Raw genomic sequence first — 14,867 nt, 5'->3', positions numbered from 1 at the left:
CTACTCCAGTACGAACGTCGCGTCGGTGCGTCCCTGCGCATCGCTCACCGTTTGCAGGTTGACCAGCCCGTTGCTGTGCCGGATGTAGCGGCCGGGGAAGTTGAGCGACTCGAACGACGCCGCGGAGCTCGCCGCGAGTCCCGCGCGCTGGGAGAAGCTGGCGTCGTTGCGGAACAGCGTGCTGCCGTCGCTGCGCTCGACCCAGAGCTCGTTGTTGCGGTGGCGCAGGTAGTAGCCGGGGAAGTTGGTCGACTCGAGCGACACCGTGCCGGAGCCGGTCAGCCCCGTCACCACCTTGAACTGCGAGTCGGCCAGCGGTGACACGTTCGCTTCGAGCTTCGCGCGGTACTCCCAGTGCCGGACGAACCGCTCGGAGTCGTACGCCTTGAGCCGCACCGGGGTGGGGCCATCGGGTACCGGGATGCCGAAGTCCGGTGTGCCGTCAGCCTTGTAGTAGACCTTCTGCACCCGCGTGCGGCGGTTCGGGTCGTTGAGCGGGTCGCCGCTGATGTCGCGGTAGTTGCGGTCGTGGTAGACCATGACGTCGCTGCGGCCGTCCTCGGACACCGTGAACGAGTTGTGGCCGGGCCCGTACTGGCCGGTCGCGGCGTTGCTCGCGAACACCGGGTTCTGGCTCTTGGTCCACGACGCCGGGTTGAGCAGGTCCGCCGACGCCGACGCGGTCAGCAGGCCGAGGCAGTAGTTCGCGTCGGTGGCGCTGGCCGAGTAGGTCAGGAAGATCCTTCCGTTGCGCTGCAGGACCGCCGGCCCTTCTGCCACCTTGAACCCGCGGGTCTCCCAGGCCAGCGTCGGCACCGTCAGCCTCGTCACCGTGCCGGTGATCGTCCACGGGTTCGCACCCATGCGGGCGATGTAGAGGTTGGAGTTGGTGGAGATACCGGGTTCCTGCTGCGCCCAGGTCAGGTAGCGCACACCGTTGTTGACGAACGTGGACGCGTCCAGTGAGAACGTGTCCCACGGGGTCGTGATGCGGCCGCGTTCGGTCCACGGTCCGGTCAACGGGTTCGCACTCGAGCTCTCCAGCACGTACATCCGGATGCGCCAGATGTCGTCACTGCGCCCCGCGGCGAAGTAGACGTACCACTTGCCGTTGATGAAGTGGATCTCCGGCGCCCAGATGTGGGCGGCCATCTCACCGCTCGAGTGCTTGCGCCAGATCACGGTCTCCGGTGCCGAGGCCAGGCCCTGGATCGTGGTGGCACGGCGCAGGACGATCCGGTCGTACTCCGGCACGGTCGCGGTGAAGTAGTAGAAGCCGTCGGTGTGCTTGACGATGTGCGGATCGGCACGCCGCTCCGCGATTGGGTTCGTGTACCGCACGGCGGGCGAGGCCGACGCGTGCGGCACGGGCAGGCCGGCGACGCAGGTGACGGCGGCGAGCACCAGTACGGCCACGCGGTGCAGGGCTGTCTTCATCGACTGTCCTTTCAGGCCAGTGGTGAGGAGACGGTGAACGACGAGTCGCCGGCGAACGCCGCGTCGGACGTGCGCCAGTCGACGCGCACCTCGAAGCCGTAGTGGCGCAGGTACCGGCCGGGTTGGGCGTAGGACTCGAACGACGTGCTGCCGTTGCCCGCGAGACCGGCGCGCCCGCAGAACGTGGCGTCGCGGGCGAACACCGAGTCACCGGTGTTCGTGTCCAGCCGGACGCGGAAGGCGTAGTGCCGCAGGTAGCGGTCCGGGTGGTTCACCGACCGGAACGAGTAGCAGGCGGCGTTCGCGAGGCCCGGCACGATGGTGAAGGTCGCGTCCCTCCGGACCGTGATGTCACTGGACGAGCTCACCGGGTCGACGTAGGCCAGGTTGTCGCGGTGCCGGACGTGGCGGTCGGGGAAGTTGACCGACCGCAGCGACCGGTTGCCCGTCGCCACCGCCGTGCCGTCACCGGAGTCCTCGCGCAGCACGGTGAAGTGCCGGGCGGTGCCGGACAGACCGGGCAGCTCGACCTTGGCGCCGAAGGTGGTCAGGTTCGCGCTGTCGGCGTAGAAGTAGCGCCGCTGGCCGTACTGGTCGAAGTAGATCCGCCACCGGCCGTCCGGCAGCCGCGTGATCGCGGGACCTTCGAGCCCCGCGCCCCAGCCCGCCCAGTTGCCGGTGCCGACGAATGTCCAGGGACCGTTCAGCGACGTGGCGGTGGCGTGCTCGATGTACTTCGTCGTCTCGTTCTTGAGGAAGTTGTGGTAGGTGCCGCCGGCCTTGACCACGAAGCTGTCGATGTAGTTGGCCGGGATGCCCAGTGCCACGGGGCTGGTCCACGCGGACAGGTCCGGGTTCGTCGCGGTGATCCGGAATGGACGGAACTGTCCCGCCGTGCCCGTCGTGGACGCGGAGAAGATCACGTGGACGCTGCCGTCGGAGTCCTTGAACCACTCCGGCGCCCACGTGCTGCCGGTGGCCCCGTTGAGGCCGACGCGGACGTTGCGCACGAACGTCCAGGACACGTAGTCCGCGCTGCGGGCGAAACCGATCGTGTCGCCCGTCCAGTTCGTCGTGTAGACGATGTAGTAGTAGCCGTCGGTGTGCCGGATGACGCTGGGATCGCGAATGAGGCCTGTCGGAGGCGTGTACGCGTTGGCTCTGACCTGCGTGAAGCCGGTCGCGTTCGCCGAGTCGTACACGTACATGTTCGACTCGCTGCTGTTGGTGAACGCGGTCATCAGGTAGTGCGGCACGGGACCGGCGGCCGATGCCGTCGACGAGCCGGAGACAGCGCCGGCCGCGGCGAGGGCAGCCGTGACGGCGATCAGCACGTACCGCCGGATGGAACGCGCGGCGCGCGGCAGGGACGAACGCATGGACCTTCTCCTTGGAACAGAGGGACGAACCTCTCAGAGCACGCGGGGCCAGCCGGCTGAGTCGTAGGTCAGGCGGTTGATGCCCAGCAGCGACGTGCCGTTGTCGGCGTAGTAGTGATAGATGAGCAAGTCGCCGCCGGTGTCGGCGAGCACGGCCTGATGTCCAGGCCCGTGCACGCTGCCGTGGCCAGCCAGCACTTCCGTGCCTCCACCGGAGTTCAGGGGCACACCGTTGCGGTCGAGGTAGGGGCCGGTGACGCTGGAGGACCGCCCCACCATCACCCGGTAGGTGCTCGACGCGCCGCGGCAGCAGAAGTCGAACGAGACGTACTGGTAGAAGTACTGGCCGCGCTTCACGATGAACGGCGCCTCGATCGCGCCGCCACCGCGTCCGGCGATGGCGGTGATGCCGCTGCCGAGCCGCAGGCCGGTGGCGGGATCGAGCTGGATCATCTTGATGCCCGACCAGAACGAGCCGAAGCTCAGCCACCAGCGGCCCTGGTCGTCCACCACGAGGTTCGGGTCGATGGCGTTGAAGTCGTCGGAGCTGCGCGACTCGATCACCAGGCCGCGGTGCGTCCAGCTGCCCGAGTCACCGGTGGGGCTGGTGGCCAGGAAGATCGCCGAGCGGTTGGATCCGAACGTCGACGCCGAGTAGTACAGGTGGTAGCGGCCGTTGAGATGGGAGAGGTCCGGGGCCCACAGGTTCCTGCCACCGCCGGTGTAGGCCGTGGTCCACGGCGCGCCGCCGGGGAACACCGTGCCCGCGTTGCGGAACGTCACGCGGTCGCGGGAGGTCTTCAGCGCCAGGTTGTCGCCGGTGTGCGCCAGCAGATAGCTGCCGTCGGGCCGCTTGACCACCGCTGGGTCGTGCACGCGGATGTCGCCGGTGACGCGGGCGGGGTCCGGATACGCGGCCGCCGACGCGGACGGCGCGACGACCAGTGCGGCTACGGCGGCGAGTGCGGTGACTCGAGCGATCGACATGGATGCCTCCGTTGGCAACCGATGGCTGTTAGCGCTAACAGGTGTTGCTGTGCGCCGATCTCGCGCTCCCGGACTCCGGAGCCGACAGTGAATGTGAACGTTATCAACGCACCGTAACTCAACTTTTTCTTGCCTGGCAAGGTTTGTCGAATGTTCGATCAGAGGTGTGGTGAGCGTTCACATATGTGGGCGTGCGACAACCATCCCTGCTCGTCAGTGCCCCGGCCGCGTTCGCTGCGGACATCAACTGGCCTTGAACAAGCCGGCCACCGGCTCCCTCGCGTGCGCGGGCGCCGAAGGGCCGGAGAAGGCCGTCAACGGCAGCGTCGCCGGTGGCAACAGCGACAGGTGGTGCTCGACGGCAAGCGTCAAGTACCTCCAGGTCGACCTCGGCGTGCCTGCGTCGATCACCGGTTTCACCGTCGAGCACGCGGGCGCCGGTGGTGAGGCGGCCACGTACAACACCAAGGCGTTCGCCGTTCAGCTGTCCTCCGACGGCAGCACGTGGACGACGGCGGTGTCCGTCACGGACAACACCGCGAGCACCACGACGCATCCGATCACCGCGGCCAGTGCCCGCTACGCCAAACACGTCGTCACCGCGGCGACCCGGACCGCCGGCCCGGCCGCGCGGATCTACGAGTTCGAGGTGTACGGCACCCCCCGGCGGCGGCGTCATCCCGGTGTTCGACCGCATCCCGCAGTTCGGCGTCTACACCAGCGGTGACCCGGTCGGCTACACCCGCCCGCGGGCGTGCTGACGTGGAACCGGGGCACCGAGTTCGCGGGGAAGCTGACCGACGCGGTTGGAGCCGCCGCCGATGCCGAGGTGCACGTCCTTGCCCGGATCCGCCAGCGCACCCGCGTACGGACCGAGGTCGGCGTCCGGGAACGTGCAGTTCGCCTTGACACCTCGCCAGTAGTTGCGGAACGGGGTGATGAAGTCCTGCAGGGTCACCCTCGGCCTGGCCGCGGTCGGCGTGGCACCCTTCGGCACGGCGACGTAGAACACCGTGCCGATGCGGTCGTAGTTGTCGCACTGCGCGTGATAGCTCACCCGCACCCGCAGGTCGTCGCCGATCAGCGCCTTCTCCGACGTCGCCGGGATGATCTCCGGCGTCCGCGAGACCACCAACTCGATCACTGCGGGCCCGGTCGCGCACACCGCGACGGGCAACCGCGGTGACATCGCGCTGGTGATCGCCGGCTACGGCTCGGCGGCGGGCGGCGAGGAGTGCTCCAACACCACCGTCACCGTGTCGGTGAACGGCAACAGGGTCGGGTCGTTCTCCACCGCGGTGGACTGCGTGAGCCTGGAGCAGTACGGCCCGGACGGCAACCCCGGGATCTTCCGCAACAACACCGCCGGCAACCCGCGCAGCTGGTGCCCAGGCGGGTTGATCCCGAGCCGGTACTTCCCCGACCGGTGACATCGCCGGGAAGGACGTCACCGTGACCATCGGCATCGGCATCGGCATCGGCATCGGCTGCCGGGTGCCGTACGTCGGCGACTCCGGTTACCGCACGAGTGTCTCCCGGCTGGAGCGCTGATCGCTGCAACCGTTGACGCCTGTGGGCAGGCCGCCTATGTTAGCGCTCACATTTTCGCGTGAGGAGTGGGCGCATGGTGAACGGGTTCGCGCGGCGGGACTTCCTCAGGGCCGCGTCCTTGACCGCCGCCGCGCCGTTGCTCGGCGTGGCGGCGGGAGAGGCGATGGCGGCACCGGAAGCTGTCGCGCCGGGTGGCCTGCGTCCCTTCGAACTGTCCGAAGTGGCGCTGACCGAAGGCGTTTTCTCGAAGAAGCGCGACCTCGTCCTCGCCTACGCGCGCGGCTACGACGTCAACCGGCTGCTCCAGGTGTTCCGCGCCAACGCGGGCCTGGACACACTGGGCGCCGTCGCGCCCGGTGGCTGGGAAGGTCTCGACGGCGAGGCGAACGGCAACCTGCGCGGCCACTACACCGGGCACTTCCTGTCGATGCTGGCCCAGGCGTACGGCAGCACCGGCGACACCGCGTACCTCGAGAAGATCCGCACGATGCTGGGCGCGCTCAGCGAGTGCCGGGCCGCGCTGCGCCGTGATCCCCAGGTGCTGAGCGTGCCGGGGAAGTCCGGCCGCGCGGTGGAGCAGGTGCGCGGCTCGTACCAGTACATCGACCTTCCGGCCGAACCGCTGCCCGCGACGTTCACGTTCACGGCCTGGGTCCGGCCGTCGCACGACGCGAACTGGACGCGGATCTTCGACTTCGGCAACGACACCACCCGCTACCTGTACCTGGCTGCTCGCAACGGCAACGGTGTGCCGCGGTTCGCCATCACCCTGAACGGCCCAGGTGCCGAACAGGGCATCAACGGCACCGCACCGCTGCCGTTGAACGAGTGGAGCCACGTCGCGGTGACGATCGCGGGCACCACCGGCACGCTGTACGTGAACGGCGTCCAGGCCGGCACGAACACCGCGATGTCGGTCAACCCGGCGGCACTCGGCACCCTCGCGCACCACTGGCTGGGGCGGTCCCACTTCGGTGGCGACCCGGTGTTCGCCGGCGCCCTCGACGACGTGAACCTCTTCTCCCGGGCACTGGGCGCGGACGAGATCACCGCGTCCCTCAAGGGAGATCTGAGCTCCTACGCGTTCGACGAGACGACCGGCGGGACGTTCGCCGACGCGTCCGGACGCGACCGCCACGCCACGCTGCGCCGCACCTGGGGCGGTCCGAGCCACCCGGGCTTCCTCGCCGCGTACCCGGAAACGCAGTTCATCACGCTGGAAACCATGACGCGCCCGGACTACCAGGTGGTGTGGGCGCCCTACTACACCGCGCACAAGATCCTCAAAGGCCTGGTCGACGCCTACCACAACACCCAGGACACGCGGGCCCTCGACCTCGCGGACGGCTTGTGCGACTGGATGTTCTCGCGGCTGAGCAAGCTGCCCGCAGAGGTGCGTCAGCGGATGTGGGGCATCTTCTCCAGCGGCGAGTACGGCGGCCTCGTGGAGGCCATCGTCGACCTGCACGCGATCACCGGCAAGCACCTGGAGCTGGCCAGGCTCTTCGACCTCGACTCGCTGATCACCGCGTGCGCCGAGAACCGCGACGTGCTCGAAGGCCTGCACGCCAACCAGCACATCCCGATCTTCACCGGCCTCCTGCGGCTCTACGAGGCCACCGGTGAGCAGCGGTACTGGCTGGCGGCCAGGAACTTCTGGGGCATGGTCGTCCCGCCCAGGATGTTCAGCATCGGCGGTACCAGCACAGACGAGTTCTGGCGGGCGCGCAACATCGTCGCCGGCGGGTTGAGCGACACGTCGGCGGAGACCTGCTGCGCGCACAACCTGCTCAAGCTCAGCCGCCAGCTGTTCCTGCACGAGCAGTCGCCGAAGTACTTCGACTACTACGAACGCGCGCTCTACAACCAGATCCTCGGTTCCAAACAGGACCGTGCCGACGCCGAGCTGCCGCTGATGACCTACTTCATCGGCCTCACTCCGGGTGCCGTCCGCGACTTCACCCCCAAGCAGGGCACGACGTGCTGCGAGGGCACCGGCATGGAGAGCGCGACGAAGTACCAGGATTCGGTGTACTTCCGCGCGGCCGACGACTCGCGGCTGTACGTGAACCTCTACAGCCCGTCCGTGCTGAAGTGGAAGGGCGTCACCGTCACCCAGACCACCGGCTTCCCGGTCGAGCAGGGCACGACGCTGCGGATCACCGGCCGCGCCCGGTTCGACCTGAGCCTGCGCGTGCCCGCGTGGGCGGGGGAGTTCACCGTGACGGTCAACGGCGTGCGGCAGCGGCTGGACGCCCTGCCCGGCACCTACGTGACGCTGTCCCGGTCGTGGCGCGACGGAGACGTTGTGCGCGTGCGCATGCCGTTCGCGTTGCGGGCCGAGCGCACTCCTGACCAGCCTCTCGTGCAGTCGCTGATGTACGGCCCGATCCACCTGGTTGCGCGTGATGCGCGGCGTGACTTCCTGGAGCTCGGGCTGTACGGGCGCGCGGCGTTGTCCGGCGACCTGGCGGGCAACCTGCAGCCGATCGCGGGCAGTCCGCTGCACTTCCGGCTCGGTGAGGTCGCGCTGGCCCCGTTCTTCGAGGGCACCGAGGACGCCTTCCACTCGTACTTCCGCCGCGTGGAGCCGAAGATCGTGTTCGCGGGCGTGGACTCCGGCGTCGCGAACCCCGTGCGCGCGGACGGGGCCACGTTCCTCGACGAGGTGTGGGTGGCCGCGCCGTTCTCCTCCAGGAGCGTGTTCCTGGACCGGGTGACGGCCGTGGCGCGGCGGTGGGTCGGCGACGGCCTGATGTCCGTCGCCGACCACGACCGTGTCATCCGCACGGCCCGCAACGCACCGATCAGGTAGGTGTCACGAGGCCGGCACGAAGATCGCGCCGAGCCGGTCGACCTCGGTGCCCGACCGGCCGGTGAACCCGGCGATGCGCCATCCGGCCGGCGCGGTGACGGTGATCGTCTCACCGGTCGGCTGACCGGCGGAGAGCGTGCGTCCCCGGCTGGTGGTGAACGCGGCCGAGAAGACCCGCGTGTGGTCGTTGTACTTGCCCTGGCTCAGTTTCGCGGACACGAGGTGCTCACCCGGTTCGAGAGTGAGCGTCGTTGCCGTACCGCCGTTGCCGCCGTGGGTGAACGTCCTGCCGTTCGCCAGAGTGAGCGACACCTGGTCCAGCCTGCTGCCACCGCGCAGGGTCAGCGAGCGCACGGCGCCCAGGTCGACGGCGGCGAGGTCGGTGAACGGCGTGCCGTGCGGGCCACCGAGTTCGGGGCTGAGCCGGATGCCGTCGTCGGCGGCCCAGTCGAACCGGGTGGCGATCGGGTAGTGGTCGGACAGCGGTTTGCCCTGGGCGTCCTGGAACTTCGTGTTGTCGTTGCGGTAGTCCCGCGCGGTCAGGGTGATCTGCCGGTTACCCCGGTAGAGGATCTTGTCGACCACCTCGCACGAGTCGGTGACCACCGCCGGGTCGCACACCAGCGCCGGGCTGCCCGCCGCCGGTGCCTGGCCACCGCGTTCCAGCTGCACCCACGCGTCGGTCAGGCCGTTGGTCGTGACCAGTTCGCGGATGTTGTCGGCCTCGCGGGTGTACCGGGTGTTGGTGTCACCCATGACGATGACCGCGTTGCCCGCGGAGTTCGCGGCGATGTACTGCGACAGCTGGGTGATGTTCGACCGGCGCGCGGCGAGGTCGGCGTTCTCCACGCCCGCGTTCGGGTGCAGGTTGTAGACGTCGACGTGCACGCCGTCGGCCAGCTTGACCCGCTTGTACGTGAAGCCCTTGGGAGTCAGGCAGTCCGTGCCGTTGCAAGAGGACCACTTCGTGCGCGCGAGGTCGCTGTAGGGCAGGTGGGACAAGGTGTTCAGGCCGCTGCCGAACGGCACTCCGCCGCTCGTCGGCGTGCGGTGCGCGTGGTTGTCGCCCGCGTACAGGGCCGCGTGGTAGTTGAAGTCCTCCTGGACGTTGACGACGTGGTAGGGCGCCAGTCGCGGGCTGATCAACGGGGTGTTCACGGCCGGGTTGCCGGAGGAAAGGCCCTCCGGCAACCCGGCCACGTTGTAGGTCAGCACCTCGAAGCTGCCGCCGGTCGCGGCGGTGGCCGTCGGCGGCACCAGCGTCGCGAGCACGACGGGGATGGCGAGCAGGGTGGATCGTCGCATGCTGCTCCTCGCAGGGTTGGAGCGTCCGCAACACGGGAACGCGGCACGATGATCCACGATTTGTGAGCGCTAACACAGCGTCCGTTCCCCGACCGTTGTCGAAATCGACGTCGAATCGACGGAGTTGGCGCGTTGTTCACCGCTCAGGCCAGTGCGCGTACCAGGTAGGTGGTTCCGGAGGTGGCGTCGATGGTGATGACACCGCCCTCACCCCGGACCTCGACCTTGCGGCCGGTGCGCGCGTCGAGCACCTCGTAGCGGTTCTCGAACAACGTGCTCGACACCGTCAACGGTCCGCTCCGGCCCGCGGTGAGCTGGACGCGGACCGGTTTTCCGTTCACCCATCGGATGTCCACCGTCACGTCGCCGCGTGCCCGCAGCCCGGTGACCGAGCCGGTGTCCCAGAACTTCGGCAGCGCGGGCAACAGGTCCAGCACGCCGCGGTGGCTCTGCAGGAGCATCTCCGCCACGCCCGCGGTGGCGCCGAAGTTGCCGTCGATCTGGAACGGTGGGTGGGTGTCCCACAGGTTGTCCAGCGTGCTGGTCGCGAGCAGTTCGGACAGCATCTTGTGGGAGTGGTCGCCGTCCAGCAGCCGTGCCCAGAAGTTGATCTTCCAGGCCTTGCTCCACCCGGTGCCGCCGTCGCCGCGCGCGGTGAGCGACACCCGTGCCGCGGCGACCAGTGCCGGGTCGTCCTGCGGCGTGATCTGCCGTCCGGGGTGCAGCGCGAACAGGTGGGACACGTGCCGGTGGGTGTTGTTCGGGTCGTCCCAGTCCTTCTTCCACTCCTGCAGCTGGCCCCACGAGCCGACCCTCAGTCCGGGGTCGAGACGGTCCACGGTGGACTTGACCTGGGCCGCGAACTCGTGGTCGCCGAGCGCGGTGGCGGCCTCGGCGGTGTTGGTCAGCAGGTCCCACACGATCTGCTGCGACATCGACGCGCCCGCGGAGAACGGGCCCTGCTCAGGGGAGTAGCTCGGGTTCACCACCAGCGCGCCGTCCCGCGGGTCGGCCACCAGTTCGTCCATCCAGAACAGGGCGAGCGACCTGAGCATCGGGTAGGCCCGCACCCGCAGGAACCACTCGTCCCGGGTGAACAGGTAGTGCTCGTAGTAGTGCTGGGCCAGCCAGGCGCCCGCCTCCGGGAACCAGAACGCCGTCGCCCAGTCGTGCACGCCGGTGAACCCGAACGGCGTGGTCTCGTTGTGCACCACCCAACCGCGGTTGCCGAACATCTGCCGCGCGGTCACCTCACCGGGTGGCACGAGCGAGTCCACGTAGTCGAACAGCGGTGCCGTGGTCTCCGCGAGGTTCGTGGTCTCCGCCGGCCAGTAGTTCATCTGCAGGTTGATGTTCACGTGGTAGTCCGCGCTCCACGGCGGCGACGTCGAGTTGTTCCACACGCCCTGCAGGTTCGCGGGCAGCGACCCGCCCCGGGAGGACGCCACCAGCAGGTAGCGGCCGTACTGGAAGTGCAACGCCTCCAACGCCTTCCGGTGTGCGGCCGGGGTGTTCGCGTCGCGGTAGCGGCGCAGCAGTTCGTCGGTCGGGATGTCCGGCATCTGCTGACCCACGTCGAGGCGCACCCGGTCGAACAGCTTCCGGTGGTCGGAGACGTGGTCGGCACGCAGCCGCTCGTACCCCTTCGCGACTGCCCGGTCCGTTCGCCGGGTGACCGCGTTGTGCGGGTGCACACCGGAGCGGTAGACCGGATGGCGGGTGGCGTAGTCGGTGCCGGCGGCCAGCACCAGCACCACGGAGTTGGCACCGCGCACGGTCACGGACCCGTCCGCGTTGTCGGTGCGGGTACCGCCCTGGTTGATCACCTGGACCTGCGACTCGAACCTCAACCCGTTGTCGGTGAGACGTCCGGTCAGGGTGATGCGACCGGCCCGCGAGGTGATCGTCGCCGTGCGGTTCGACGGCGTGCGCACCGCCGTGGTGAAACCGATCCGGCCCGGCCGGTCCGCGGTCAGCCGCGCCACGATCACGTTGTCCGGTGCGGTGGCGAAGTACTCGCGCGTGTACCGCACGCCGCCGGAGGTGTAGCGCACCCCGGCGACGGCTTCGGCGATGTCGAGGTGCCGCCGGTACGAGCTCACCGTGCCGGGGGCCGGTAGGAGCGTCAGCACGAGGTCACCGAAGGACTGGTAGGCGCCGAACCCTGTCTTCGCCTGACCGAGTTTGCCCGCCACCCACTCCGGGTCGGCGCTGCCGTCGGCGTCGATCCGGCGCTGGACCTCCTCGACGGCGCCGGGCCGCGGGGCTTTCCAGTTGCCGAAGTCGTACCCCGGCGAGCCAGGGCCGCCTGTCCACAGCGTCTTCTCGTTGAACTGCAGCAGTTCGCTCGCCACGCCGCCGAAGACGCTCCCGCCGAGCGCGCCGTTGCCGATGGGCAGCGACTCCGACTCCCAGTTGGCCGCGGGTTCGGTGTACCAGAGGGTGAGGCCGGCCTGGGCGGTCTGTTCGGCCTCGGGGTCTGCTTCAGCCCGACCGGTCGTGGCGCCGGCCATCGCGGCGGCCGCGGTGCCGGCGACGAACGACCGGCGGGAGACTTTCGCGGATGTCGATCTGCTCGCCACAGCTGGCTCCTCGTCGGCAGGACGGGCGACTCTTCGGTGATCACCCCAGCGTGGTGGTGTGCGCGGGATCGGATCAAGAGATCGGATCGCTCACAAATTGCCTGTTATCGAACGCGTTGAAGGCCGGGCAGTCGCGCCCCCGTGGTCCGTTGTGGTCGGTCGCGCAGGCATCGGTGTTGGCGCCGCCGACGCGGTCGTCGTCTCGTTGACGCCCGAGATCCGCACCGCGGATGCAGCCCAACCCTCGGATGCTTCCACAGCATCGGCCGCTCGGACAGACCGGTTCGCCACATTGGGCCAAAAGTGTTGCGTGTCAATGAGATCGGTGGTCCAGAGCCCGTTGACCGGCTCGCCTCGCTCCGGTCTCATGGGCTCGACGGCGGCTCGCGACGGGGCGAGGTGGGACGATGCGGACGACCGGGCGGACCACCACCGGGAACCTTCCCGCCGAGCTGACGAGCTTCGTGGGCCGGCGGCGCGAGCTCGACGAGGTCAAGCGGCTGTTCGGCGAGTCACGGCTGGTCACGCTCACCGGCGTCGGCGGTACCGGCAAGACCAGGCTGGCGCTGCGGGCGGGCACGGCGTTGCGGCGGGCGTTCCCCGACGGGGTGTGGTTCGTCGACATGACGCAGCTGCGCGACACCAGGCTGCTCACCCGGGAGATCCAGGGGCCCGAGGTGCTCGCGTACCTCGTGGGCTCGGCCCTGCAGCAGCCGGAGCCGGGCAACGGGTCGCCGCTGGACGCGCTGGTGGAGTGGCTGCGGGGCCGGCACCTGCTGCTCATCCTGGACAACTGCGAGCACCTGATCCCGTGCTGTGCGATCGTCGCCGACGCGCTGCTGCGGGGCTGCCAGGAGATGCGGTTGCTCGTGACCAGCCGGGAACCGTTCGGGATCTTCGGCGAGGTGGTGTACGGGGTGCCGCCGCTGCCCGTCCCGGACTCCGGTACGAGCCGGGCGGAGCTGGTCCGGTGCGAGTCGGTGGCGCTGTTCGTGGCGCGGGGCGCGGCCGCGGTGCCCGGTTTCGAGCTGACCGCCGACAACCACCGCGCGGTCGCGGAGGTGTGCGAGGTGCTCGACGGGCTGCCGCTCGCGATCGAGCTGGCCGCCGCGCGCCTGCGCGTGTTCACCCCGCAGCAGATTCTCGAGCGGATGACCGACCGGTTCGCCCTGCTGTCGCGGGGGAGCCGCACCGCGCCGGAGCGCCAGCAGACGCTGCGGGCCTGCATGGACTGGTCGTTCGACCTGTGTTCCAAACCGGAACGGATCCTGTGGAGCCGGCTGTCGGTGTTCGCGGGCGGGTTCGAGCTCGACGCGGCCGAGGGCGTCTGCACGGACGAGCACGTGCCGGAGGCGGACCTGCCGGAGCTGGTGGCCGCGCTGGTGGACAAGTCGGTTCTGGTGCGCGACGACGCGTCAGGCGCGGCGGCGCGGTACCGGATGTTGCAGACGATCCGCGGCTACGGCCAGGACAGGGTGCGCGCGTCCGGCGAGGAGGCGCTGCTGCGACGGCGGCACCGCGACTGGTACCAGGGCCTGCTGGACCGGGCGCGCGGCGAGGCGATCACCGACCAGCACGGGTACTGGCTCGCCCGCCTCTGCCGTGAGCAGCCCGACCTGCGGGTGGCGATGGAGTTCTGCCTGACCGAACCGGGCGAGTCCGAGGCCGCGCTGCGGCTCGCGGTCACCGTGCCGCGCCTGCACTGGCGGGCCGGGGGCGTGCTCACCGAAGGCAGGCGCTGGCTGGACCGCGCGCTCGCCCAGACCAGTGGGCGGACCGTGCTGAGGGCGCGGGCGCTCGTGGTCGCAGGTCAGCTCGCGTTCTGGCAGGGCGACACCGTCAGCGGGATGCGGCTGGTGGAACGGAGCGAGGAACTGGCTCGGGAGGCTGGCGCTCCGGTCGTCCTGGCCTGCGCCGCCTTCCTGCGCGGGCTGGCCGCGCTGCACGCCAACGACCTGCAGCTCGCCGTCGCGGCTCTCACCAGCGCCCAGGCGGCCGTGGCCGTGCTGCCGGACCTCGAACCCGACCTGGACCTGCCGCTGAACGTCCTGCTCACGCTGGGGCCGGCGGCCGCGCTGTCCGGTGACCTCGACCGCGCCGATGCCTGCGTGCAGGAGATGATGTCGATCGTCGAGTCGCGGGAGTCGGGTCTCGACCGGTCGTTCGTGATCTGGCAGGTCGCCCTCGGCGCCTGGCTCCGCGAGGACCTGCGTCAGGCCGCCGAGCGGGCTCTCGAGTGCCTTCGGCTCAAACAGGGCTGCGGCGCCGACGACCGGTACGGCACGGCGCTGTGCCTGGAGCTGCTGGCCTGGATCACCGCCGGTCAGCGGCGTCACCGCCGGGCCGGCACGCTGCTGGGTGCCGCGACCGCGCGCTGGGCCGACATCGGTGCCTCCATCGCCTCCTACCGGCACCTGGTCGTTCATCACGACGCGTGTGCCCGCCGGATCCGCGAGGCGATCGGTGACGAGGCGTTCGCCGAGGCCTTCGCCTCCGGCCGGAGCCTCACGCTGGACGAAGTGCTCGCCTTCGCGTTCGAGGAGCAGCGGGACGCCACGCCACCGCCCGCGGCGCCGCCGACCCCGCTCACCCGGCGTGAGCGGCAGGTCGCCGAGCTGGTCGCGGACGGACTGTCCAACAAGGAGATCGCGGCCCGCCTGGTGATCGCCCGCCGGACCGCGGAAGGGCACGTCGAACGCATCCTGCAGAAGCTCGGTTTCGGGTCGCGCACGCAGCTCGCGGCCTGGGTGACCGAGCGCCGCACCGCGCCGTGAGGCCCGCGTTGGTGTGACGTTGGGCTGCCGTTGGCGA

At 69.7% G+C, this 14,867-nt stretch carries 10 protein-coding genes; 4 read left to right on the top strand and 6 right to left on the bottom strand.

Annotation, left to right across the window (positions count from 1 at the left end; all coding sequences use genetic code 11):
• From C8D87_RS04010 to C8D87_RS04000, 3 genes are read right to left on the bottom strand one after another with little or no spacing between them, the layout of a single operon-like run.
• A complete protein-coding gene (locus tag C8D87_RS04010) occupies positions 1–1,437 on the bottom strand; it encodes a family 43 glycosylhydrolase (protein WP_112225570.1) in 1,437 nt (478 codons plus the stop codon).
• Positions 1,438–1,448: 11 nt separating this feature from the next.
• Complete coding sequence (locus C8D87_RS04005) at positions 1,449–2,816, bottom strand: glycoside hydrolase family 43 protein (RefSeq protein WP_112225569.1); 1,368 nt, start codon at positions 2,814–2,816, stop codon at positions 1,449–1,451.
• 33 nt (positions 2,817–2,849) lie between these two features.
• The gene (locus C8D87_RS04000; RefSeq protein ID WP_112225568.1) at positions 2,850–3,803 is read right to left on the bottom strand and encodes an arabinan endo-1,5-alpha-L-arabinosidase; all 954 of its coding nucleotides are present in this window, start codon (positions 3,801–3,803) and stop codon (positions 2,850–2,852) included.
• Positions 3,804–4,056: 253 nt separating this feature from the next.
• Between C8D87_RS04000 and C8D87_RS03995 the strand changes: the two genes are divergently transcribed.
• Positions 4,057–4,530 (top strand): discoidin domain-containing protein, encoded by a 474-nt coding sequence (locus C8D87_RS03995; protein ID WP_215732152.1) that lies wholly within the window; start codon positions 4,057–4,059, stop codon positions 4,528–4,530.
• 9 nt (positions 4,531–4,539) lie between these two features.
• Here the strand turns inward: C8D87_RS03995 and C8D87_RS03990 are convergent, their stop codons facing one another.
• Positions 4,540–4,947 carry a hypothetical protein gene (locus C8D87_RS03990; protein ID WP_146771615.1) on the bottom strand — a complete coding sequence of 136 codons (408 nt, stop codon included), beginning with the start codon at positions 4,945–4,947 and terminating at the stop codon, positions 4,540–4,542.
• On the opposite strand from C8D87_RS03990, the gene C8D87_RS03985 reads away from it, so the two are divergent.
• Together C8D87_RS03985 and C8D87_RS03980 are read left to right on the top strand one after the other, a co-directional pair.
• Positions 4,910–5,233: a peptide-N-glycosidase F-related protein gene (locus C8D87_RS03985; protein ID WP_112225565.1), complete on the top strand. Its 324-nt coding sequence runs from the start codon at positions 4,910–4,912 to the stop codon at positions 5,231–5,233. The genes C8D87_RS03990 and C8D87_RS03985 overlap by 38 nt on opposite strands.
• 194 nt (positions 5,234–5,427) lie before the next feature.
• The gene (locus C8D87_RS03980) at positions 5,428–8,169 is read left to right on the top strand and encodes a beta-L-arabinofuranosidase domain-containing protein (protein ID WP_112225564.1); all 2,742 of its coding nucleotides are present in this window, start codon (positions 5,428–5,430) and stop codon (positions 8,167–8,169) included.
• Between the two features lie 3 nt (positions 8,170–8,172).
• Here C8D87_RS03980 and C8D87_RS03975 read toward each other — a convergent pair whose 3' ends face one another.
• Positions 8,173–9,474 (bottom strand): jacalin-like lectin, encoded by a 1,302-nt coding sequence (locus C8D87_RS03975; protein ID WP_112225563.1) that lies wholly within the window; start codon positions 9,472–9,474, stop codon positions 8,173–8,175.
• Between the two features lie 143 nt (positions 9,475–9,617).
• Positions 9,618–12,056, bottom strand: a complete 2,439-nt coding sequence (locus C8D87_RS03970; protein WP_233441891.1) for a glycoside hydrolase family 95 protein — start codon at positions 12,054–12,056, stop codon at positions 9,618–9,620.
• Positions 12,057–12,463: 407 nt separating this feature from the next.
• On the opposite strand from C8D87_RS03970, the gene C8D87_RS03965 reads away from it, so the two are divergent.
• Entirely contained in the window at positions 12,464–14,830 is a 2,367-nt protein-coding gene (locus tag C8D87_RS03965) for an ATP-binding protein (RefSeq protein WP_112225562.1), read from the top strand.
• Positions 14,831–14,867 lie beyond the last annotated feature (37 nt).

Origin of the sequence: Lentzea atacamensis (genome assembly GCF_003269295.1) — a bacterium.
Taxonomy (GTDB): Bacteria; Actinomycetota; Actinomycetes; order Mycobacteriales; family Pseudonocardiaceae; genus Lentzea; species Lentzea atacamensis.
The sequence above is the reverse complement of the archived record's forward strand: the minus strand, read 5'-3'. Positions and strand labels throughout refer to the sequence as shown.

Bases quoted from the DNA above. Each gene is read 5' to 3' on its own strand.
- C8D87_RS03975 (WP_112225563.1), bottom strand. From the start codon at position 9,474: ATGCGACGATCCACCCTGCTCGCCATCCCCGTCGTGCTCGCGACGCTG.
- C8D87_RS04005 (WP_112225569.1), bottom strand. From the start codon at position 2,816: ATGCGTTCGTCCCTGCCGCGCGCCGCGCGTTCCATCCGGCGGTACGTG.
- C8D87_RS04000 (WP_112225568.1), bottom strand. From the start codon at position 3,803: ATGTCGATCGCTCGAGTCACCGCACTCGCCGCCGTAGCCGCACTGGTC.
- C8D87_RS03965 (WP_112225562.1), top strand. From the start codon at position 12,464: ATGCGGACGACCGGGCGGACCACCACCGGGAACCTTCCCGCCGAGCTG.
- C8D87_RS03980 (WP_112225564.1), top strand. From the start codon at position 5,428: ATGGTGAACGGGTTCGCGCGGCGGGACTTCCTCAGGGCCGCGTCCTTG.
- C8D87_RS04010 (WP_112225570.1), bottom strand. From the start codon at position 1,437: ATGAAGACAGCCCTGCACCGCGTGGCCGTACTGGTGCTCGCCGCCGTC.
- C8D87_RS03985 (WP_112225565.1), top strand. From the start codon at position 4,910: ATGATCTCCGGCGTCCGCGAGACCACCAACTCGATCACTGCGGGCCCG.